We start from the raw sequence: 21,769 nt of genomic DNA, 5'->3' as shown, positions 1-21,769 counted from the left end.
GGGCGTCGTACGAGTCTCGTGCGGCGCTCTCATGGACGAGGAGTCGTCGTGAAGCTGCTGATTCTGGACGCCGGGCATTGTCTGTCCCTGGCCCTGGCGCGGGAAAGCAATCGGCGCGGTGATACCGAGCTGGTGATCGATCCCGCGACCCGCGTGGATCCTGAAGCGCTGCGTACGCTGGCGCCGGACGCGCTGATCATTCCCCCCTTGTCGCGCCCCTTCAGCGTGCCGCCCGCCGCGGTGGTCGAACACGCCGAGGCGGTCGAGGCCTGCATGGAGGCGTGCCGTGACGTCGGCATACCGCTGGTGTGGTGCGTCTGTGACCAGCTCTACGAGGATGGCCACGATTCGCCCATCGACGAGCACGTGATTCCGGCGCCTCGGGATGAGGGGCTGCGCCGGCTGGTGGCGACGGGCGACCGTATCCGTGCCGAGTGCCCCGAGCACCTGATCGTGCGGGTCGGTCCCATGTTCGCGCTGGAGGGTAGCCACGCCTGGCTCGGCGAACTGCTCGATACCCTGATCGATGGCGGCACCGTGCCCGCCGAGACCGACGTGACCCTGTGCCCGACGTCCGCTGATGCCGTGGCCATGGCGCTGATCGGCATGCTGCAGCAGCAGGCCTGCGGCGCCAATGCCTGGGGCAGCTACCACCTGGCCGGGGTAGAGCCGGTCAGCGCCTACACCTTCGTGTGCATGGTGCGCACCCAGTTGGGCACGCGTCTGGAAGGCCAGGGCGAAAACATCGCGCTGGGCGAGGTGAAGGCGCTCAGCCACCACCATGATCAGCCGCTGCGCCGGGTACTCAACTGTCGCCGGGTGCTGGAAGTGTTCGGGGTACATCAGAAGCCCTGGCGGCTCGAGGTGGGGCGCATGCTCGACACTTGGTGTCGGGCGCGGGAAGACGTGGCCTGCCAGGCGACGAGTCAGGGGAAGGACGCATGAATCTGCTGCGCAGCGTGATCTTCTATATTGGCTATTTTGCCGCGATGCTGGTGTGTGGCTTGCTGTTTCTGCCGCCGGCGCCGCTGCTGCCACTGCGCTCGCGCTATCGGCTGCTCAACCTCTACAACCACTTCATCATCGCCTGGTTCAGCCTGGTGTGCGGGGTGCGCTACGAGATGAAGGGGCGTGAAAAACTGCCCGATGGGCCGGTGGTGATCCTGTCCAATCACCAGTGCGAGTGGGAAACCGTCTACCTGCAGTTGCTCAAGCCTCCGGTGTGCACGGTGCTCAAGAAGGAACTGTTGAACTTTCCGATCTTTGGCTGGGGGCTGCGCCTGTTGCACCCCATCGCCCTGGACCGCTCCAAGCCTGCCCGGGCCATGCGCCAGGTACTGAGCCAGGGAGGCCAGCGGCTCAAGGAGGGGTTGTCGGTGCTGATCTTTCCCGAGGGAACCCGGGTAGAGCCAGGCAAGCGTCGCCGCTACAACAAGAGTGGGGCGGTGATCGCCTGTCGCGCCGGGGTGCCGGTGGTGCCGGTGGCCCACAACGCCGGCGAATGCTGGCCGGGGCGTGACTGGATCAAGCGGCCTGGCCGCATCTCGCTGGTGGTGGGCGAGCCCATCGCCACCGAAGGACGCACCCCTGAAGAGGTGCTGGTCGAGACCGAAGCCTGGATCGAGGCGCGCCTGGAAGAGATCTCCAGCGTGCCGAGGCCCGCGCCCGAAGAACTGGCGCGCAGTGTCAGTCGCTGAACGCGATCCGGCCCCACTGGGGCCGGTCTTGGGGCGCTCGGCATCATCGCCGATCGCCGAAAGAAAAGGCGGTCAAGCCGTCGCTTCGGTGGTGTTTTCCATCTCCTGATAGCCTGTCCGCTGTCTTTCGGCAACGCTCAGGTCATGTACACGCTCTCGCATGCCGTGGACGTCCTTGATGCCGGGAATAAGTTGTTGCGGATGGGTCCGGTCTGCCGTCAGCAGTATCAGGTTGCCCAAACCAAAGAGCCTGAGCAGCAAAGGCTCTGATGTCGACAGGTCGCGGATGCGTGCGATCTCCAACTGATCCACGCGGCGATTCAAGACGCCGTGATAGTAGTAGACTCGGCGCGGTGTGATATCAAACTTGGTGTTGGCCAAGCCAATGATCTTGCAGATGGGGATAATAAGACAGATCGCCCAAAGCGCAATAACAACATGTGATTCTTTCAGAGGAAACAATGGGTCCCCGTAGTATATGCCGATGTATATCTCATAAAAAAATCGCCAGATTTGCTTTGCGAATAACGTTCCAATCGATGCGAGCAACAATCCAACTATCAGCGAACCCACTCCCGCCAGAATCGAAGGCTTCAGCGTTGCGATAACGCTTTCATTCGAGGTGCTGTCGCTCATGGTCTTCTCCTTTTGTCGTTGGTGCGGGCCAAGCGAGTGCGGCAGCTCCGAGCACGCAAGGGCTGAAGCTGCCACCTATCGCCAGTACTAGCCGTTGGCCAGGCGCTCGCGAATATTGTCGGCGCGTTCCTTGGAGCCCGGGTGTGACGACATCAGGCTGCTTTCGCCGCCGTCGAGCTCGGCGAACTTCTGGAAGCCGGTCATCAGGCCCTCGCGAGGAATGTCTCGCTCGGTCAGTAGATCAAAGGAGAAGTTGTCGGCGTCGCTTTCCTGACTCTGGGAGAATTGGGCGTTGATGAACTTCTCGCTCAGGTCACCCAGTTGAGAGTCTGACAGGGTCGCCATCGCGCTGTTGCCGGATGCCGCCATGGCGTCTCTGGCGATCGAGGTGGCGTAGGCCGTCTGCATGGCCTTGCGGCTATGCCCCTGGGCCACGTGACCCAGTTCATGACCCAGCACACCCTCGATCTCGTTGTCGTTCATCATGTCCATCAGCCCGCTGTAGACACGCACGCAGCCGTTGGCCATGGCCCAGGCGTTGATGTCGTCGGTCATGTAGACCTTGTAGTTGACCGGGGTGCCTTCGATCTGGTGGCCCAGGCGGTCGGCAATGCGTTCCAGGCGCTGTGCATACTCAGAGTCGGGCGACGCCAGGACGGATTGGCTGTCCATCTGCTGGCAGCTCTGGTCAGACATGGCCTTGACCTCGGCGTCGCTGATGGTGGCGGCGTTGAAGCCGGCGAGCCCGGTGTTGATCATGCTGTCGGTGGACATGTTCTCGCAGCCGGTCAGCAGGGTGGTGCAGCCAAGCACGGCGACAGAAAGCGTAAGGCGTAGGTTCATGCTCATCATCCTTGATGAAAGAGGGAGTCGGGATGGTTCCTGCAGGACAAGGTCCTGATCGGCGGTTGCGCGCGCAGGATCGCGACGGGAGTTTCTGGAGCGCAAGCTGACCGTGTTCGGAGTTGTAGCACGCGCTATTGCAGCGCAACAAACCTACCCATTTTTCGTGTTTTTCAGACAACACTTTGTCAGCAATATCGTCTTGCTCTCCCTGGTAGTGGGAATAGCGCAATCCACAAACAACGACGGCGCCCCGAGGGGCGCCGTCGTGTTACTACCTGGCCGGGCTGGATCAGTCGTTGAAGCGCTGCAGCACCAGACAGGCATTGGTACCGCCGAAGCCGAAGCTGTTGGACAGTACGCGATCCAGCTTCACGCCATCACGGCGGCTGGTGACGATATCGAAGCCCTGGGCCTCGTCGTCCAGGTCGCTGACGTTGGCCGAGGCGGCGATGAAGTCGTTCTCCATCATCAACAGCGAGTAGATCGCTTCCTGCACGCCGGTGGCGCCCAGGGAATGCCCGGTCAGAGACTTGGTGGAACTCATCGCCGGGGTGCTGTCGCCGAAGACCTCGCGCACCGCCTTGAGCTCGGCCACATCGCCCACCGGCGTGGAGGTGCCGTGGGTGTTGATGTAGTCGATGTCGCCGTCGACGCTGGCCATGGCCTGGCGCATGCAGCGAATGGCGCCTTCACCTGACGGTGCGACCATGTCCTTGCCGTCGGAGGTGGCGCCGTAGCCGACCACCTCGGCGTAGATCTTGGCGCCGCGAGCCTTGGCGTGCTCGAGCTCTTCAAGCACCAGCATGCCGCCGCCGCCGGCGATGACGAAGCCGTCGCGGCTCTTGTCATAGGGGCGAGAGGCGGTCTGCGGGTCGTCGTTGTAGCTGGTCGACAGCGCACCCATGGCGTCGAACAGGCACGACAGCGTCCAGTGCTCCTCCTCGCCGCCGCCGGCGAATACCACGTCCTGCTTGCCGAGCTGGATCTGTTCCATGGCGGAACCGATACAGTGGGCAGAGGTGGCGCAGGCAGAAGAGATGGAGTAGTTCACGCCCTTGATCTTGAACGGGGTCGCCAGACAGGCCGAGACGGTGCTGCCCATGGTGCGGGTGACCCGGTAGGGGCCCACACGGCGCAGACCCTTCTCGCGCATCACGTCGGCGGCCTCCACCTGGTTGGCGCTGGAGGCGCCGCCGGACCCGGCGATCAAGCCGGTACGTTCGTTGGACACCTGCTCGGGCGTGAGGCCGGAATCCTCGATGGCCTGGGCCATGGAGACATAGGCGTAGGCCGCAGCGTCACCCATGAAGCGGCGCAGCTTGCGGTCCACCAGTTCGTCCAGGTCGATGTCGACCACGCCGGCGACGTGGCTGCGGAAGCCACGCTCGGCGTATTCTTCCTTGAAACGAATGCCGGACTGGCCGTTCTTGAGTGCCTCGAGTACCTGTTGCCGGTCATTGCCCAGGCACGACACGATGCCCAGACCGGTGACTACCACTCGTCGCATGGGAGCCTCCTGATCAGAAATTCGCGGTGGAGGTGAACAGGCCGACACGCAGGTCGTTGGCCTGATAGATATCGCGGCCATCGACGGAAACGGTGCCGTCCGCCATGCCCAGAATCAGGCGGCGGGTGATGACGCGCTTGATATTGATGCGGTAGGTGACCTTCTGGGCGTCAGGCATGATCTGCCCGCTGAACTTGACCTCGCCGCAGCCCAGCGCCCGGCCGCGTCCGGGGTGACCGAGCCAACCGAGGTAGAAGCCCACCAGCTGCCACATGGCATCGAGGCCGAGGCAGCCGGGCATGACGGGGTCGCCCGGAAAGTGGCAATCGAAGAACCACAGGTCAGGGCGGATATCGAGCTCGGCGATCAGTTCGCCCTTTCCGTACTCGCCACCCTCTTCGTAAATGCGCGTGATGCGGTCGAGCATCAGCATGTTGGGGGCCGGCAGCTGGGCATTGCCCGGGCCGAACAGCTCACCGCGGCTGCAAGCCAGCAGTTCATCGCGATCAAAAGAGTGTTGCTTGGTCACTGGAGCGTTCCGAGAGTCGAAGTGATGTACGCCGCGCACGGCAATCTGCCGCCATGCGGCCTGCCTAGTCTACTGTTCGTGGGGGCTGAATGCACCCCGTGGGCCTTCGATCATGGTCGTGGTAGACAGAAAGTCTGCTTTGACACTACAGATTCCGGGCAAAGCGCCGATAACGACAGCACACTTTTTTCGCGTTCTCTATCGCGGGAGTCCAATTCGACCATGTGGCCTCGGTTATCTTTCAATCGCCCGCTGATCTGGCTCGGGCTCTCGGCGATGTCAGCCGTCCTGTGGCTGCCGAGCGTCTCGCTCAGGCTCGGTGCGCTGTTGCTGATGGCGGTGGCCATGTGGGACGGCTGGCGTCAGGTGAAGCTCGAGCAGCGTCGCTCGCGGTTGACCGAGCAGGTGATGCGACAGTCGGGTGAGGCGGTGATGATCACCGACGACCAGCACCGTATCCAGGCGGTCAACCCGGCCTTTACCGAGCTCTCGGGGTTCGAGCTGTCCGAGGTGGCCGGCCTCAGCGCCAGCAACCTGGCGGCGGCGCGCCATGATAGCGCCTTCTTCGAGCGCTTCTGGCAGGCGCTGATCAGCGCCGGTCGCTGGGAAGGCGAGCTGTGGCAGCGACGCAAGGATGGCAGCGAGTACCCCATGTGGCTGGAGGTCCAGGTGATCACCGACCCCCATGGCCGCGCCGAGCACCATATCGCCACCTTTACCGATATCTCGCTGCGCAAGGCCCGGGAGCAGGACCTCAGGCGGATCGGTCGGGAAGACCCGCTGACCGGGCTTCCCAACCGTTTCCGTCTTCATGAATTGCTGGCCTCGCGTCTGCGTCATCTGCGTGCCGGTGAGTGTCTGGATCTGGCGCTGATCGATATCGATGGTTTCAAGGAGATCAACGACGGCCTCGGTGTCAGCGCCGGTGATCGATTGCTGGCACGTTTCGGCAAGCGCCTGGCCGGGCATGTGGCCGGCGGTGTGGTCGGGCGGCTGGGCGGGGACGAATTCATGGTCCTGCGTACCACTACCTACGACGATCACGAGCGCTGGGTCGAGGGCTTGAGGAGCCATCTGGGGGAGCCGTTCGAGATCGACGGCAGCACCTTGAGGCTCGGCATTACCATCGGCAGCTGTCGTGCCCCGGAAGACGGCAACGATGATGGCGTGCTGTTTCAGCGCATGGAGGCGGCGCTGGCGTCCGCCCGCCGCCATGGCGGTAATTGCTGCCAGCGCTTTCGGCCTGCCCTGGACGTCGGTGACGGTCCCAATCTGACGCTGCTCAATGACCTGCGGGAAGCGCTGGCGCAGGGAGGACAGCTGGAGCTTCACTACCAGCCGCAACATCGCCTCGCCGATGACGCCATGATCGGCATGGAGGCCTTGCTGCGCTGGCGACATCCCCGCGACGGGATGATCTCCCCGGCGGAGTTCATCCCCCTGGCGGAGCGTCATGGACTGATGGCGCCGCTGGGTGACTGGGTGATTCATCAGGCCTTGACCCAGCTCGCCCACTGGCGCTCGCGGGGGCTATCGCCGCTGCCGGTGTGGATCAACATCTCGGCGATGCAGCTGTTCCAGGGCGACCTGGAGAAGACCCTGGCCACCGGCCGCGCGCGCCATGACGTGGCGTCCCAGTGGCTGGGGCTCGAGCTGACCGAGTCGGTGCTGCTGGACGATCGTGGCGGCGATATCGTGCCGCGCCTGGAGCGATTGCGTGACCTGGGCCATCGCATCGCCCTCGACGACTTCGGTACCGGCTATTCGTCGCTGGGCTATCTCAAGGAGTTGCCGCTGGACAAGCTCAAGCTGGATCGTGCCTTCATCAAGGCGCTGCCGGGTGACAGCGCCGATGCTGCCATCGTCAACGCGGTCACGGCGATGGCCCGAGGGTTGTCACTGGAGATACTGGCCGAGGGCGTCGAAACCGCAGAACAGCGCGACTACCTGCGCCAGGCCGGTTGTGATGAGGTGCAGGGGTACTTCTACGCCCGGCCGATGCCGGCCCACGAGCTCGAAGCCCTGTGGCGGGAAAGCGCTACCCGTCAAGAGGCCAATACCCGTCAGGCGGTGGCCTGATGGCGTCTTCCGCCCTTGTTCAGCCAGAGCGCCGACGCAGGCCGATGCCGATGACCAGGCACAGCGAGGCCCAGATCAGCGCCTGGGTCGGCAGCAGCCAGTCGGCCAGCTCGACGCCCGCCAGTGCCGCGCCGCCCAGGTAGGACGAGGGGCCGCCGATCAGGCCGCCGAGGGCGGCGAGCCAGGGGCGCGCCCATAGCCACTCCAGCGAGTGATGAATCAGGGTGGCGAACAGCGGCCATAGCCACAGCAGCCACAACGCCAGCGGACCGAGGCTCGGGCTCTGCGGGTCGAAGCGATAGCCGCCCAACGCCGCCAGCGAGCCATCGATCACGACCCCAGCCAGCAGAAACCCCAGCAACCAGCGCCATTCTCCGGGCTTGGCCAACCAGCGCAGGTGAGCCACGATCACCGCCAGGGCAATGGCTCCGCCGGCCCAGGCGCCCATCAGCACACAGCCGAACCAGCCCAGCTGGAAGCCCGCCACATTGAGCAGCGAGGCCTGCCAGCGGGGGGGCATCGGTCCCCTGATCACGGCTTGCCGAGCCGAGTTCGCGGCCGCGCATCGGGCTTGGCCAGCAACAGGTGGCAGGTGCTGATGGTGCGCTCCGCGAAACCCGCCTCGCAGTAGCACAGATAGTAGCGCCACATGCGCACAAAACGCTCGTCGTAGCCCAGCTTGCCGACCTGATCGAGGCTCGCCTCGAAACGCTGGCGCCACTCACGCAGGGTGCGGGCGTAGTGCGGGCCGATATCATCCAGATCGACCAGGTTCATCGAGGTGTGTTTCGTCAGGTTCTGCAGCAGTACCGTGGGCGATGGCAGAAAACCACCGGGAAAGATGTAGCGCTTGATGAAGTCCATCTCTCTGCGCGCCGCTTCATAGCGCTGGTCACGTACGGTGATGGCCTGCAGCAACGCCAGCCCCTGGGGCGCCAGCAACTGGTCCAGGGTCTTGAGGTAGCGCGGCAGGTAGTCGGCGCCGACCGCCTCCACCATCTCCACCGAAATCAGCCGGTCATAGCGCCCGCTAAGTTCGCGGTAGTCCTTGTTGAGCAGGGTGACCTGGTCCTCGAGTCCCTCCTCGGCCAGGCGGCGAGCGGTATGCTCGTATTGCTCGCGGGAGATGGTGGTGGTGGTCACCCTGCAGCCGCGGGTACGGGCGGCATGGATCGCGAGTCCGCCCCAGCCGGTGCCGATCTCCAGCAGGTGGTGGTGAGGCCTGACGTCCAGCTTGTCGAGCATGACATCGAGCTTGTGGGTCGAGGCCTGCTCGAGGGTAGCCTCCGGGGAGGGGAAGATGGCACTGGAGTACATCCAGTGTTCACGGTCCAGAAAGGTCGCGAACAGGTCATTGCCGATGTCGTAGTGGGCCGCAATATGGCGCCGGGAGCCCTTGCGGGTATTGCGCTGCAGACGCAGCAGCGTGGACAGCAGGGCGCGTCCCAGGCCGGCCAGGCCGCCTTCCACATCGTCATTGACCCGGTCGATGTTGCGCGCAAACAGACGCACCAGTCCGACCAGATCGTCCACGTCCCAGTCACCGTCCATGTAGGCTTCTGCCGCCCCCAGGGTGCCGCCCAGCGCCATGCGCTTCCACACCCGACTGCGGCGTACCACCAGGGTTACGCTCAGTTCCCCCTGTTCCCCAAGCTGATGGCGCTCATGGCCGTCGACAAGGGTGATGCTGCCGTGGCGTAGTTGGCCCAATTGCGCCAGCACCCGAGGCTTGAGCCAGTGGCTGAGCCTGTCGCCGCGTCGGCTGATGGTGACGCCTTGTTCGCTCCTGAGTGTGGTCAAGACGGAGTCTCCTCGGATCTGGATGAGAGGCCTTCGGCCGGCGGTGGGTGATCGTGCAGCGGGACGCCCTTGAGCCACAGCCTGATTGCCTCCCAGTGGATGGCCGCCAGGGTCTTGGTGGCCATCCAGGGTTGCCGCGCAAGGCCGGCGAGCAGCGCCGGTCGGGTAGCCGGCCGGCCTGCCAGGGTCAGGGTGGCATCGAAGTGGCGCTGGCCATCCCGCCAGGTCTCCATGTGCATGGCTAGCTCACGCCCCGGGCTGTTGAAGCGCCAGTGGTAGGTCATGCCCATGGGCAGAAAGGGCGATACGTGCAGGTCCTTGTCGAACTCAGCGCGGTGGCTGTGACGCTCGGGGTCTACCGCGGCAGCGTAACGGGTGCGCTCGCGCCAGGGGGTATTGGTGACTTCACCGAGTATCGCGCCCAGACGCTCGCGTCCCTCGGCGTCGGGTTCGTGGTAGAGGTAGTAGAGCGAGATGGGATTGAACGACACCCAGGGAGAGCCAAGCTGGGTCAGCAGGCAGACGCGGCCCTGGGGCGCCTGGCCCAGGCGCTCGCGGACCTCGGCCCGGGCGGCGTCGGCCAGGGCTATCTCGCTGCCCCGTGCCGGCAGGTAATCCTCGCGCCTGAAGCGGGCCAGCGCCGGCCTGCGGGCACTGAAGCCGGGCACCCGGTCGAACAGTTCGGGCAGCTCCTCCAGGTCGAGCCAGGCCATCCATACGCGATAGGCAAACTCGTGGGGTCGCGGCAGAAAGCGCCGATGGCGCAGGGTGCCGCGGTAGATCCGCGAACGCGGCTTGGCGATCATGGTGCCACCGCCTCCAGCCGCTCATGGTCGCTTTCCTCGCAGCCCAGCGCCTTTGCCACCCGCAGCGCGCTCCATACGCCATCCTCGTGAAAGCCGTTGCGCCAGTAGGCGCCACAGAAGTGAGTACGCAGCGCCGCAGAGGAGATCTCGGCATGACGCGCCTGGGCCAGGCTACCCTGGGCCGTGAACTGGGGATGGGCGTAGCGAAAGCGCCCGAGCACCTTGGCCGGGTCGATGCTGTCGGCGTCGTTCAGGGTCACGCAGAAGGTGTGCGGTGCGCTCAGGCGCTGGAGGATATTCATGTCGTAGGTGACCGAGACCCGGTCAGCGTCGCCGCGGCCGTCGAGGCGATAGTTCCAGCTGGCCCAGGCGCGCCGACGGCGCGGCAGCAGGCGGGTATCGGTATGCAGTACCACCTCGTTGTCGGCGTAGGGCAACGCCGACAGCACCTCGCGTTCGGCGTGGCTGGGGTCGTCGAGCAGCCCGAGCGCCTGATCGGCGTGGCAGGCCAGCACCAGTTGGTCGAAGCGTTCCTCGCCGGCATCGGTGCGCAGCACCACGCCGTCGTGTTCCCGACGAATACCGCGCACCGGCGTCGCCAGGCGGATGGCGTCGGCGTAGGGCGCCACCATGGCATCGATATAGCCGCGCGATCCCCCTTCCACGGTGTACCACTGGGGCCTGTCGTTGACCGACAGCAGCCCATGGTGGTGGAAGAAGCGCAGGAAAAAACGTGTGGGAAAGGCGCGGATATCGGCCAGGCTGGCCGACCAGATGGCGCCCCCCATGGGCAGCAGGTAGTGGCGCTGAAAGTCGTCGCTGAAGCCATGGCCATCGAGATAGTCGCCAAGGGGCATCAGCAGGGCATCGCTGGACGTATCCTGGCCCGGTCGCGCCAGATCGGCGATGGCCAGTCGGTTGAAGCGCAGGATCTCGCCCAGCAGGCGGTAGAACGCAGGGCGCAGCAGGTTGCGACGCTGGGCAAACAGCGAGGTCAGGGTGTGGCCGTTGTACTCGAAGTCGCGGTCGGTGCGATGCACCGAGAAGCTCATCTCGGTGGCCTGAGCGTTCACCCCGAGGTGTGCCAGCAGGCGCTGGAAGTGCGGATAGGTGCGGTCGTTGAAGACGATGAAGCCGGTGTCGATGGCGTAGTCCCGTCCGTCCAGGCTGACATCCACGGTAGCGGTGTGTCCCCCCAGCCGGTCGGCGGCCTCGAACAGCGTCACCTGGTGACGCGCGCTCAAGTAGCGGGCGGCGGCCAGGCCGCTGATACCCCCACCGATCACCGCGATGCGCTGGGCCTCGAGCGGCGGTTGAAGGCGAGTCATTGGTTGCGTTCCTTGTGGGGGGTGGAATCGTCATCGTCTTCGCGCCTGACCAGGCGCTTGCCCAGGGCGATCCTCAGCCGCAGGGGCAGGATGCCCATGAGCTTGAGCAGGTAGGTGAAGCGCCGCGGGAAGTGGATGTCCCGTCGGCGTGCCGACAGTCCTTCGAAGATCGCCTTGGCCGCCTGTTCCGGCGTGACCGCCATGGGCATGGGGAAGTCGTTGCGTTCGGTCAACGGCGTCTTGACGAAGCCGGGGTGGATGACGCTGACGTCGATGCCTTGATGGGCCAGGTCGAGTCGCAGCGACTCGAGAAAGTAGCTCAGTGCCGCCTTGGACGCGCCGTAGGCTTCGGCACGCGGAAGCGCCAGATAGGCCGAGGCACTGGACGTCGCCACGATCTGCGGGCGGGCACCCTGGCGTCGGGCCTTGTGCAACAGCGGCAGAGCCACCTCGATGCCATGGATGGTGCCGAAGAAGTTGGGTTCGAAGTTGTCGCGAACCAGAGTGGTGTCGACGCGGCCGCCGTCGAGGTAGACGCAGGTCCCGGCGTTGAAGATCACCATGTCGAGGCCGTCGAAGGCCTCGTCGATGCGTGCGGCGGCCTCCTGCATCGACGCGCGGTCGGTGATGTCGGCGGGGACCGGCATGGCATTCTCGTGATCCTTGGCCAGTCGTTCCAGGCCAGCCTTGCCGCGCGAGGTCAGGGCGACGCGATGGCCATCGTCGAGCAGGCGTCGTGCCAGTGCCTCGCCGATGCCGGAGGTGGCGCCGGTCAGCCAGATGCGCTGAGGGTTGGGGTCGCGTGCCATCTACTGTCGCTCCTTTTGCGGTGCGGCCTTGCTGTCTGAGCTTGCTGTGGGCTCGATTCAAGCTCGCTGCGATTCACGCTTGTCGAGACTCACTCTTGTTGTACAAGGTCGGATCAGAATTCTGGGCCTGCTGTCAGCTACGTATCGGCGCCGTCCATGGTTTCAGCCGACGGTGCGTATATTTACCGAAGGCGCGGGCATCGACCGGCGCTGTCAGCCTCAACCGGCGGCGTGTCGCTTGATGCTGCGTATCACCGCGCCGAGCAACGGCAGGCGCTCGTAGAGCAGCGCACCGGCGTCGAAGTGGTCCTGGTGGTGGACCACCTTGCCGCCGTCCGGTGAGGCGAAGCGCAATACCGAGCAGCCTTCCACGTCGATCTGGCGGCCTTTGCAAAGGCGCCTGTGGCGCAGCGCCATGGTCCAGCACACGAAGCCCCGGTCGGCGTCCCGCAGGCCATGGTGAAAGCGGAAGCGGCAGTCGATCACGTTGGCGTACAGGGCGTCGAAGTCGCGCTTCAGTGCCTCAATGCCTTCCACCCGATGCAATGGGTCGATAAAGACGATGTCACTAGAATATATACTGTATAGCTTTTCTGTACAGGTATTGTCTAGTTTATTGAAGGTGTCGCAGAAGGTCGCCAGCACAGGGTCCTGGATCATGGGGGCTCCTTGTCGGTGTTGTTGTCGTCGGCAGATCGGACTGAGGTGGATCGGGCTTAGGTGGATCGGTCTGAGGTGGTCAGGGCTTAGGTGGTTCGGGCTTAGGTGGTCAGGGTTTAGAGGGTTCGGGCTGGTGCGGATCAGCAAGGGGGTGTCAGTAAATCTGACCTGGGCTGAGCTATCTCACTAAAGCCCAAGCCAGACAGTAGTATGCCGAGTCCTTATCCCGTGTCCTTATCCCGCGTCCTTCGACAGGCTCTTGAAGGCGTCGAGTGCGCGCTCGCGGGCGGCGCGGTGGTCGACGATGGGGGCGGGGTAGTCGAGGTCGGTGAGCAGATCCCGGGTCGGGGCATGTCGCTTCTTCGGCGCCAGTGACGCAAGCTCCGGCACCCAGCGCGCGATGAACTCGCCTTCGGGATCGAAGCGTTCGGATTGGGTGGTGGGGTTGAAGATGCGGAAGTAGGGCGCGGCGTCGGTACCGGTGGACGCCGCCCACTGCCAGCCGCCGTTGTTGGCGGCGAATTCACCGTCGACCAGGTGCTCGAGGAAGAATCGCTCTCCACGTCGCCAGTCGATCAACAGATGCTTGGACAGGAACATGGCGGTCACCATGCGCAGGCGATTGTGCATCCAGCCGGTGGCGACCAGCTGGCGCATGGCGGCGTCGACCAGCGGATAGCCGGTGCGTCCTTCGCACCAGGCGGCAAGATCCTCGGGGGCATCGCGCCAGTCCAGGGCCTCGGTGTGGCGTTGAAAGGCCCGATAGCGGCACACCCTGGGGAAGCCTGTGGCCACGTGCTGGTAGAACTCTCGCCACACCAGTTCGCTGACCCAGGCGGTCAGGCCGGCGTCGCCGTCGCTCAAGCTACCGTCGTTGATCGCCATCACCGCCTGCATGCACTGACGCCAGGAGATCATGCCCAGCGCCAGATAGGGCGATAGCTCGCTGGTGCCGCGTCTGGCCGGGAAGTCCCGCTGCTCCCTGTAGCGCTTCGCCGGGCTGTCAGGGAAACCTCGCAGAAAGCGCGACAGACGGTCACTGGCGGCCTCCTCGCCGGCCGGCCAGTGGCGACCATCCACGCTCTTGTTCGGATAGTCGGGGCGCTGGCTGGCGCTGGAGGACAGCTCCAGCGGCGCCTGGCGCTCCGGTGGGTCCAGCACCTCGAGTCGCTCGGCGCTGATGGCTTTGTGCCAGGCCTTGGCGAAGGGGGTGAAGACGCCATAGTAGTCGCCCTTGCCGGTGAGCAGCTCGCCGGGACTGAAGGCCACGGCGTCGCGCAGGGCACGCGCCTCGAGGCCGTTGTGCTCGGCCTGCGCCAGCACCGCCTGGTCGCGCCTGACCTCATCGAGGGGGTACTCGCGATTGAAATAGAGGGCGTCGGCGCCGAGTTCCTCGGCCAGCGCCATCAGTGCCTGGGGGGCGTCATCGAAGCGTGGCACCTGACGCTGGATCAACGGAATATTGCGCTCGGCCAGGGCTTCGCCCAGGGCCTCCACGCCACGACACAGAAAGTCGAGCTTGTTGTCGCCGTGGCCATGTTCGCGCCACTGCTGTTCGGCGTGCAGAAAGACCCCGATAACCGGGCCGCGCCGGGCGGCGTGGTAAAGCGCAGTATTGTCGTGAATACGCAGATCGCTGCGAAACCAGACCAGAGTGACAGGCATGGGGAGCTCCCGCGAATCGTGTCGTGGTTAGAGTGGGCATCGCGCCGCGACGGGGATGATCAGGCTGTCTTGTCGTGGCTCAGTGCTGGCGAATCAGCGGCCTCAGCCGGTCCAGCGCCATGGGGATGTCGTCACCGAGCACCTCGATCTGGCTGTCGGCCAGTTCGGCGGCGCGGATGCGTGCCACCGGGCCGCACAGCGCCAGCGGAGTGTCGAGCTGTTCGGCCAGGCGAGGCAGCAGTCGACGGACCACGTCGGAGCGTTCGGCCTTGCCGCTGCACAGCACCACCGCACCGGGGCGCAGGCGCTCCAGCGCCAGCGGCAGATCGGTGAACGGCAGCGGCGCATCCATCAGGGCGATGCGGTAGCCGCGTTCACTGGCGGCGAGCGCCAGCATCAGGGTCCACAGCGAACCGTCATCGTCCGGCAGGGTGTCCAGCAGCAGGGTGGAACCACGGGCGGTGCGATTGGCGTGAAACAGGCGAATACCGATGCGCGTGCGCAGGAAGCTCTCCAGACTGCGTCGCTGCAAGGCCGCGCCAAGCTGCCCTTCCCAGCGCTCCTCGAGCTCTTGGACCACCGGCTGCCACAGCTCACTGATGCAGGTGCCGACCGGGTAGAGGGCCAGGGACTGCTGGTACAGGCCGTCCAGATGATCCATGTCGAGGGCATCCACCGCGCCCAGCATCTGGCGGCGCTGCGAGGTCCAGTCGCCGGCGGCGGGCGGTGCCGTCTCGGCGGGCTCGGGCTGGGTCAACAGATCCTTGACCTGACTGACCGGGACACCGCGGTTGAGCCATTGCAGAATACGTTCGACCCGCTCGATATCTTCCCGAGCGTAGAGGCGATGCCCCTTGGGCGTGCGGCGCGGCTCGATCAGTCCGTAACGCCTCTCCCAGGCACGCAGGGTCACCGAATTGACCCCGGTGAGCCGCGACACTTCGCGGATGGGGTAGAGAGGAGATTCGGTGGGGGGCGCCGTATGACTCATGAGGGCCTCGATGCGTGTCCTGGTGCGATTGTGAAGGCGCAAGCTGCGCCCTGTCCCTGGAAGTTGTCGATGGCGTAGGTGACTCGACGTTTCCGTAGCTGTACAGACGCTACAAAGTGTACAACAGTTTTACCGCTTTTCGCTCACGCTGATTGAACGTCTAGGCTTAGTCCGAAAAGTCGGCGAGCGAAGGTTAGACAAGGCAAAAATCGGTGAGACAGCGCAGTTTACGGGGTGTAAATGAGCATGTTGATCCGATTTTTAACGCCGTATTACCGAGCGTAGGCACTTTTCAGACAAGCCCTAGGGGGCTGATCAGGGGGCCGGTGACAGCGTCTCGCCGACCTGGTCGGCCACTGCGCTTGCCAGCGCCTCGACGAACACGGGGTGTTCTCCTACCGGCGCCAGCAGCGTCAGTTCGAGCCCCGGGTGTTCGCTGCGCAGGGTGTCGATCTGGGCAGGCACATCCTTGCGCAGATGACGACCGGCGGCGAAGAACAGCGGCAGCACCTCGATGCGGGTAACGCCGGCTGCGCTCAGTTCGGCCACGGTGGACTCCAGAGATGGCTCGCACAGCTCCATGTAGGACAGCCGGATCGGCGTGCCAAGGCGTGGCGCCAGGGCGTCGCGGAAGTGCTCGAAGGGCGCCCGCCAGTTGGGATCGCTGGAGCCGTGTGCGAGTAGTACCAGTGCGTATGACATGTTCGGTTTCCTGATGACCTGAAAATGGGTAAGCCTGCGACTGGCGCCCGCTTCAGGCGTCGGTGGCAGTACGATGCAGGGCCTCGGCGACGTGCACGCCCGACAGCCAGGCATCCTCGATACGTCCGCCGCGCAGACCGTCACCGGCCAGTGCCAGGCCATCCTCGCCGAGACGGTGATCGGGCGCCGCCAGCGTAAGGTCCGCGGTGGCGTAGCGCCAGCGATGGGCACCGCTGGCCGTGATCTGGGGCAGAGAGGAACCTGTCGGCAACCTGGTTGCGAGGGCCTTCTGCAGGGCTGCCGTCAGCCTGCTGGCCACGTCCTCGGCATCGTCCTCTAGATGGCACTGACTCCACTCGTCCCGGGCCAGCAGCAAAAGCGTCTCGCTCTGGTGCTCGCGTCCGGGCTTGCGATTCTGGCGAACCGCCAGGTGCAGCGGCCCCTGGTCAAAGCGTACCACTGGCCAGTCGGCGTCGATGCCCTCGAGCGTCAGCGCTGTGTCGAAGCGCACCCAGGCACTCCAGCAGGGCAGCATGCGGATCTCACGACAGGCCTTCGCCAGCGCCTCGTCGTGGGGGCGCAGCAGGGGTTCGGCCTGGGCCGCCGGCGCGGTCACCACCACCCGGTCGAAGGGGCCGTAGCTGTCGCCCTGCGGGTCCTCTAGCCACCAGCCGTCCAGGCGATCGGTCAAGCGGGTGACGCGAGTCGCCGCAAACAGCTCATGGGGGGCGGCCAGGTGGCGGGTGATGGCGCTCATGCGCGGAGTACCGCAGTAACGATGTTGATCGTCGCCTTCCTCATGCCAGGCGCCCGAGGCGTCGACCCGATAGCTGGAGGGCGGCCAGGGCGTGGCCACCCCTGCGGCTTCCCAGCGGTCGACCTCGGCGGCGAAGGCAGCGTCACGCACGCTGAAGTATTGAGCACCCAGGTCGAGGGATTCGTCTCCCTCTCGGCGAGAACTGGCGCGCCCACCGGGTCCTCGGCCCTTGTCGAACAGCACCGCACGGTGACCGTGTCGGCGGAGCTGGCCGGCGCAAGCCAGGCCGCTGAACCCCGCTCCAATGATGGCGACCTGCAGCATCGACGGAAGCCCTCCTCGAGCCTGTGGTGTCAATATCTTGGATGTAGCGTATAAGTGATGTACAACTTGAGTCAAATGAAGTCCTAGGCTCTGTCCGAAAAGTCGACGAGCGAAGGTTAGACAAGGCAAAAATCGGTGAGAAAGCGCAGTTTACGGGGTGTAAATGAGCATTTTGATCCGATTTTTAACGCCGTATTACCGAGCGCAGGCACTTTTCAGACAAGCCGTAGACCGGCCAGCGCACAACCGACTAGGCTGAAATCAGGCTGGTCGCACGTTGCGGTGGTCGCTGCCGTCAGAGAGGGTCGACGGTATGTGGTCGGGGCCAGGGATCGTTGTGTATTGCGAGAGGACAAGCTATGCGAGTACTGATCACCGGTGGCAGTGGCTTTGTGGGCCAGCGTCTGTGTCGACGCCTGGTGGACGCCGGTCACCGCGTACAGGTGGTCTCCCGCTCACCGGCGCAGGCGGCGAAGGTGCTGCCCGAGGGGGCGGATGTACGGGTCAGCGCGCTGGACTTCGTCGACGCGCCGCCCGGGGTGCTGGTCAACCTGGCAGGCGAGCCCATCGCCGACAAGCGCTGGAGTGACACCCAGAAGGAAAGACTTATCGATTCGCGCATCAACGCCACCAGGGAACTGGTGATGCTGTGCGAACAGCTGTCGCAGACCGCCAAGGCCCCCAGGGTGCTGGTCAGTGGTTCGGCCATGGGCTTCTACGGCGATCAGGGCGGGGGCGAGGATGCGCCGCCGGTAACCGAGCAGACAGCGCCCCATGATGAATTTGCCCACCGCCTGTGCAAGCGCTGGGAACAGGCCGCCGCTGGAGTGAAGGACTTCGGCGTGCGCCTGGCGATCCTGCGCACCGGCCTGGTGCTGGATGAAGGCGGCGGCATGCTCAAGAAGCTGCTGCCACCGTTCAAGCTGGGGCTGGGGGGGCGGCTCGGCAAGGGCGATCAGTATATGCCCTGGATCCATCGCGAGGATCTGGTGGAAATGATCCTGTGGTTGATCGAGAAGGAGCACCTGAGCGGGCCCTTCAACGGCAGTGCCCCGGAGCCCGTCACCAACCGCGAGTTCACCGAAGCGATCGGGCGTCACCTGAAGCGCCCGACGCCCTTTCCGGTGCCGGCGATGGTGCTGGAGACCGCCTTCGGCGAGATGTCGCGGTTGCTGCTGACCGGCGCGCGCATGGTGCCGCAGCGCTTCGAGGAGGAGGGCTTCAGCTTTCGCTACCCGACCCTGGACAAGGCGCTGGACGACATTCTTTAAGACGGCGCGAGTTCCGCTGTTCGACACCGGCGCTCGCTACTGCCGGTCGATACCCCAGGCGACTCACCTCACGCCAAGGCCTTGCACCGGATACATCTCGCAAACAGCAGGAGCCCCGCGCTGTCGGTCGCAGCGCGGGGCCGCCCTTAGCGGCTGTCGTCGTCGATGGTCACGATCACGCGAACGGCGTCCAGGCGCAGGCGGGTGCCTTCGATGGCCTGGTCCAGCGCCTGGCGCTCGTCGCGCAGGGCGGTGATCTCGTCCTCGCGTACCGACGGGTTGCGCTGTGCCAGGGCCTCGAGTCGGGTCAGCTCGTTGTCCAGCGTCTGGCGCATGCGCACCTGGGCGGCCTCGACAATCGTCGGCAGCTCACGCAGGGCCTCGGCCTCGGCGCTGTCGAGCAGGTCGCGCAGCTGGTCGTGACGACTCTTGATCAGGTCCCGCGCCACCGCCTTCTTGACCTTCTTGAGGTTCTTCGACAGACCGGTGAAAGACACCTTGTCGGTGAGGTTGGCGCCGGACTCGTCGAGCAGCACCCGCACCGCGGTGGGCGGCAGGAAGCGATTGAGGTGCAGGCGCTTCGGTGCCGGACAATGGGTGCGGAACACCAGCTCCGCCATCAGCCGGCCGGCAGGGATCGCCGGATGCTTGAGCAGGGCAAGGGCGGTGTTGCCCATGTTGCCGTCGAGGATGCGGCCCATCATCTCGCGCAGCAACGGGTGTTCCCAGGACAGCCGCTGGACGTCGTCCCGGGCCAGCGCGCGGGAGCGCGAGGTGGTCACGGTGAAGCCTTCCTCACCCTTCACCAGCCCTGGCAGGCCGTCGAGCATGTGCGAGCCCGGTGACAGCAGGGTCAGGTCGTTGCCAAGTTCGCGACTGTCGACGCCGAAGATGTCCAGCGCCTGGTCGAGGTAGCGTGGCAGGGCGCGGTCCTCGTCGAGTTCGACGATCCCCTGCTTGACCGACTCGACCCGCTCGGGACGGCAGGCGTTGAGCTCCAGCAGGCGATTGCGACCGGCGTCGCGTTCCGCCAGCTTGGCGTCGAACAGCGCGCGGGTCTCGCCGATGACTTCTTCCAGGGCCTCGTCGTCGAGCAGGCTCTCGGCCAGGTCGTCGCCGAAGGCGTCGAACAGGTCATTGCCGATACCGTGCGGCGCACTGAAGGCGTCCATCCCCTCCTGATACCAGCGCAGCAGTTTCTCGCCGGGGCTGCCTTCGAACACCGGCACATGGATCTCGATGGCGTGGCGCTGGCCGATGCGATCGAGACGGCCGATGCGCTGCTCGAGCTGGTCCGGGTGGAGCGGCAGGTCGAACATCACCAGATGACGACAGAACTGGAAGTTGCGGCCTTCGGAGCCGATCTCGGAACACACCAGCACCTGGCAGCCGTCCTCGTCATCGGCGAAGGCGGCGGCGGCACGGTCGCGCTCGACCAGCGACAGGTCCTCGTGGAACACCGGCGCCTGTACCCCGCCGAGCACGCGCAGGCCGTCGGACAGCCCCTGGGCGGTCTCGCGGTCGTGGGCGATCACCAGGACCTTGTCGTCGCCCATCTCGGTCAGCCGTTCGAGCAGCCAGGTCACCCGGGGGTCGAACTGCCACCAGGGTTCGGCGTTGAGCGGATCCTCGGTCAGGGCGCTGTACATGCCGTCCAGATAGACCATCACCTCGGGGTGGTCGAGGCCGGTCTCGATCAGCAGCTCGTCGAGGTAGTCCTCGTCCCGCGCCAGGCGACGCAGCACTCGGCGATAGGACGACGGCAGCTCCAGCTTGTCGACGTGCAGGCGACGTTCAGGGAAGCCGCCGACGTGGCGACGGCTGTTGCGGAACATCACCCGGCCGGTGCCGTGGCGGTCGAGCAGCTGGTCTCGCAGCTGGGCGCTGGCCTGCTGGCGCTGTTCCAGGCTGCATTCGGGGTTGGACAGGGTCGCCAGCAGCGCCTGGCTGTCGCCGTCGTCGGCGACCGCGCCGATGGTGTCCCGGGCGCCGGCATCCAGCGGCCCGTCGACATCGCCCAGGGCGTCGATGGCCTCGGCCACCGCCACATAGCCCTGCTCTTCGGCGCGGAAGGCCTCCAGGTCCGAGTAGCGATCGCGATCGAGCAGGCGCAGCCTGGCAAAGTGGCTGGCCAGCCCCATCTGTTCCGGCGTCGCGGTCAGCAGCAGCACGCCCTCGGTGGCGCCGGACAGGCGCTCGACGCAGGCGTAACCGGGGCCGACCTCGTCCTCGCTCCACTCCAGGTGGTGGGCCTCGTCGACGATCAGCAGGTCCCACTCGCAGGCTTCGGCCTGCTGCTGGCGGTGGGTGTTGGCGAACAGCCAGTCCTGGCTTGCCAGCACCAGCTGGCCGGCCTCGAAGGGATTGGTGTCACCGTGGGCCTGGCTCTGCTGTTCGTCGAGCAGGGTCACCGACAGCGAGAAGCGTCGCAGCAATTCCACCAGCCACTGGTGGGTCAGGCTCGCCGGCACCAGGATCAGCGCGCGCTCGACCCGCCCGGTCAGCAGCAGGCGATGCAGGATCAGTCCGGCTTCGATGGTCTTGCCGAGGCCGACTTCATCGGCCAGCAGCACGCGAGGCGCCTGACGCGAGGAGACCTCGTCGGCGATGTACAGCTGATGGGGGATCAGATCGATGCGTGGGCCGGCCAGACCCAGCGCCGGGTTCTGCTCGATGCGATGGTAGTGATGCAGGGTGCGAAAGCGCAGGTCGAACCAGTCGTTGCGATCGACCTGGCCGGTCAGCAGACGATCTCGGGCCTGGTCGAACTGCATGCTGTCGGCCAGCCGGGCCTCCGGCAATTCGCACAGCTCGCCCTTGTCGTCTTCGCCGATATAGACGATCAGGCCATCGATTTCCTTGGTGTCGTCCACCGTCATCTGCCAGCCCTCGGCGGACTGGATGCGATCACCACTGCCGAAGGCGACTCGGGTCAACGGGGCAAGACGGGTACTGTAGGTGCGGGTTTCCTGGCTGGCGCCGAAGAGCACGGTGACGCTGCGCGCGTCGCAGTTCAGGATAGTGCCCAGGCCGAGTTCGGCCTCGCCGTCGCTGATCCAGCGCTGGCCGGGAGAGAAGTCGCTCATGATGCCTCGGGAGATGCGTCGTTACGGTTCGTGGTCGCGGGCCAGGCCCGCCGCCGACAGGGCGCGGTATCTTACAGCAATCTTCAGTCTGGCTTAAGCGCCATCGTCATGCCCGTGATCAGATGTCGCATGGCGGCTGAAACCTTCGCATCGAGGCGTTCCCGAAACGCCCCCGCGCTTGCCGCCGTGCCCGGGCCAGCGATGAGCTTGGCCGTGAGGTGGCGGATTCAGGCTACGTCAGTGCAGGAAAAGACAGGTTGGGCGGGCCGAGGCGGG

At 65.3% G+C, this 21,769-nt stretch carries 19 protein-coding genes; 4 read left to right on the top strand and 15 right to left on the bottom strand.

Annotated features, from left to right (window positions below; translation table 11 throughout):
• The first annotated feature begins 48 nt into the window (after positions 1-48).
• A complete protein-coding gene (locus NFI08_RS03100; RefSeq protein ID WP_108133427.1) occupies positions 49-945 on the top strand; it encodes a sugar nucleotide-binding protein in 897 nt (298 codons plus the stop codon).
• Positions 942-1,697: a lysophospholipid acyltransferase family protein gene (locus NFI08_RS03095; protein ID WP_045990830.1), complete on the top strand. Its 756-nt coding sequence runs from the start codon at positions 942-944 to the stop codon at positions 1,695-1,697. The genes NFI08_RS03100 and NFI08_RS03095 overlap by 4 nt, the downstream gene beginning before the upstream one ends.
• Before the next feature lie 72 nt (positions 1,698-1,769).
• Here the strand turns inward: NFI08_RS03095 and NFI08_RS03090 are convergent, their stop codons facing one another.
• The 4 genes from NFI08_RS03090 to fabA all read right to left on the bottom strand — a co-directional run bounded on the left by NFI08_RS03090 (position 1,770) and on the right by fabA (position 5,215).
• Complete coding sequence (locus NFI08_RS03090; RefSeq protein ID WP_108133428.1) at positions 1,770-2,333, bottom strand: PH domain-containing protein; 564 nt, start codon at positions 2,331-2,333, stop codon at positions 1,770-1,772.
• An 87-nt stretch (positions 2,334-2,420) separates the two neighbouring features.
• Positions 2,421-3,176 (bottom strand): metalloprotease LoiP, encoded by a 756-nt coding sequence (gene loiP / locus NFI08_RS03085; RefSeq protein ID WP_349587153.1) that lies wholly within the window; start codon positions 3,174-3,176, stop codon positions 2,421-2,423.
• Between the two features lie 292 nt (positions 3,177-3,468).
• Positions 3,469-4,686 (bottom strand): beta-ketoacyl-ACP synthase I, encoded by a 1,218-nt coding sequence (fabB, locus tag NFI08_RS03080; RefSeq protein WP_045990828.1) that lies wholly within the window; start codon positions 4,684-4,686, stop codon positions 3,469-3,471.
• A 13-nt stretch (positions 4,687-4,699) separates the two neighbouring features.
• Complete coding sequence (fabA, locus tag NFI08_RS03075) at positions 4,700-5,215, bottom strand: 3-hydroxyacyl-[acyl-carrier-protein] dehydratase FabA (protein ID WP_045990827.1); 516 nt, start codon at positions 5,213-5,215, stop codon at positions 4,700-4,702.
• 222 nt (positions 5,216-5,437) lie between these two features.
• Here fabA and NFI08_RS03070 point away from each other — a divergent pair, with 222 nt between their 5' ends.
• On the top strand, positions 5,438-7,294 hold the full coding sequence (locus NFI08_RS03070) for a putative bifunctional diguanylate cyclase/phosphodiesterase (RefSeq protein ID WP_045990826.1): 1,857 nt from the start codon (positions 5,438-5,440) through the stop codon (positions 7,292-7,294).
• A gap of 19 nt (positions 7,295-7,313) precedes the next feature.
• Here the strand turns inward: NFI08_RS03070 and NFI08_RS03065 are convergent, their stop codons facing one another.
• From NFI08_RS03065 to NFI08_RS03020, 10 genes are all read right to left on the bottom strand, one after another.
• On the bottom strand, positions 7,314-7,814 hold the full coding sequence (locus tag NFI08_RS03065) for a DUF2878 family protein (RefSeq protein ID WP_222569678.1): 501 nt from the start codon (positions 7,812-7,814) through the stop codon (positions 7,314-7,316).
• Positions 7,815-7,825: 11 nt separating this feature from the next.
• Positions 7,826-9,094, bottom strand: coding sequence for an SAM-dependent methyltransferase (locus tag NFI08_RS03060; protein WP_045990824.1), 1,269 nt, complete (start codon positions 9,092-9,094; stop codon positions 7,826-7,828).
• Entirely contained in the window at positions 9,091-9,900 is an 810-nt protein-coding gene (locus NFI08_RS03055; protein ID WP_349587146.1) for a DUF1365 domain-containing protein, read from the bottom strand. The genes NFI08_RS03060 and NFI08_RS03055 overlap by 4 nt, the downstream gene beginning before the upstream one ends.
• On the bottom strand, positions 9,897-11,228 hold the full coding sequence (locus NFI08_RS03050) for an NAD(P)/FAD-dependent oxidoreductase (protein ID WP_349587143.1): 1,332 nt from the start codon (positions 11,226-11,228) through the stop codon (positions 9,897-9,899). Before NFI08_RS03050 ends, NFI08_RS03055 begins: the two co-directional genes overlap by 4 nt.
• Positions 11,225-12,037, bottom strand: a complete 813-nt coding sequence (locus NFI08_RS03045) for an SDR family NAD(P)-dependent oxidoreductase (protein ID WP_253554192.1) — start codon at positions 12,035-12,037, stop codon at positions 11,225-11,227. Before NFI08_RS03045 ends, NFI08_RS03050 begins: the two co-directional genes overlap by 4 nt.
• A 219-nt stretch (positions 12,038-12,256) precedes the next feature.
• Positions 12,257-12,697 carry a nuclear transport factor 2 family protein gene (locus NFI08_RS03040; protein ID WP_349587139.1) on the bottom strand — a complete coding sequence of 147 codons (441 nt, stop codon included), beginning with the start codon at positions 12,695-12,697 and terminating at the stop codon, positions 12,257-12,259.
• A 234-nt stretch (positions 12,698-12,931) separates the two neighbouring features.
• Complete coding sequence (gene phrB, locus NFI08_RS03035; protein ID WP_349587137.1) at positions 12,932-14,362, bottom strand: deoxyribodipyrimidine photo-lyase; 1,431 nt, start codon at positions 14,360-14,362, stop codon at positions 12,932-12,934.
• 79 nt (positions 14,363-14,441) lie between these two features.
• Positions 14,442-15,353 (bottom strand): MerR family transcriptional regulator, encoded by a 912-nt coding sequence (locus tag NFI08_RS03030; RefSeq protein ID WP_045990818.1) that lies wholly within the window; start codon positions 15,351-15,353, stop codon positions 14,442-14,444.
• Between the two features lie 315 nt (positions 15,354-15,668).
• Positions 15,669-16,055, bottom strand: a complete 387-nt coding sequence (locus NFI08_RS03025) for a sirohydrochlorin chelatase (protein WP_349587135.1) — start codon at positions 16,053-16,055, stop codon at positions 15,669-15,671.
• Between the two features lie 52 nt (positions 16,056-16,107).
• Positions 16,108-17,136 (bottom strand): NAD(P)/FAD-dependent oxidoreductase, encoded by a 1,029-nt coding sequence (locus NFI08_RS03020; protein WP_349587133.1) that lies wholly within the window; start codon positions 17,134-17,136, stop codon positions 16,108-16,110.
• Between the two features lie 359 nt (positions 17,137-17,495).
• Here NFI08_RS03020 and NFI08_RS03015 point away from each other — a divergent pair, with 359 nt between their 5' ends.
• Positions 17,496-18,407 (top strand): TIGR01777 family oxidoreductase, encoded by a 912-nt coding sequence (locus NFI08_RS03015; protein WP_124805177.1) that lies wholly within the window; start codon positions 17,496-17,498, stop codon positions 18,405-18,407.
• 146 nt (positions 18,408-18,553) lie between these two features.
• Here NFI08_RS03015 and rapA read toward each other — a convergent pair whose 3' ends face one another.
• On the bottom strand, positions 18,554-21,493 hold the full coding sequence (gene rapA / locus NFI08_RS03010; protein WP_349587131.1) for an RNA polymerase-associated protein RapA: 2,940 nt from the start codon (positions 21,491-21,493) through the stop codon (positions 18,554-18,556).
• Between the last annotated feature and the right edge of the window lie 276 nt (positions 21,494-21,769).

Origin of the sequence: Halomonas sp. EF61 (assembly GCF_040147045.1) — a bacterium.
GTDB lineage: Bacteria > Pseudomonadota > Gammaproteobacteria > Pseudomonadales > Halomonadaceae > Halomonas > Halomonas litopenaei.
The sequence above is the reverse complement of the archived record's forward strand: the minus strand, read 5'-3'. Positions and strand labels throughout refer to the sequence as shown.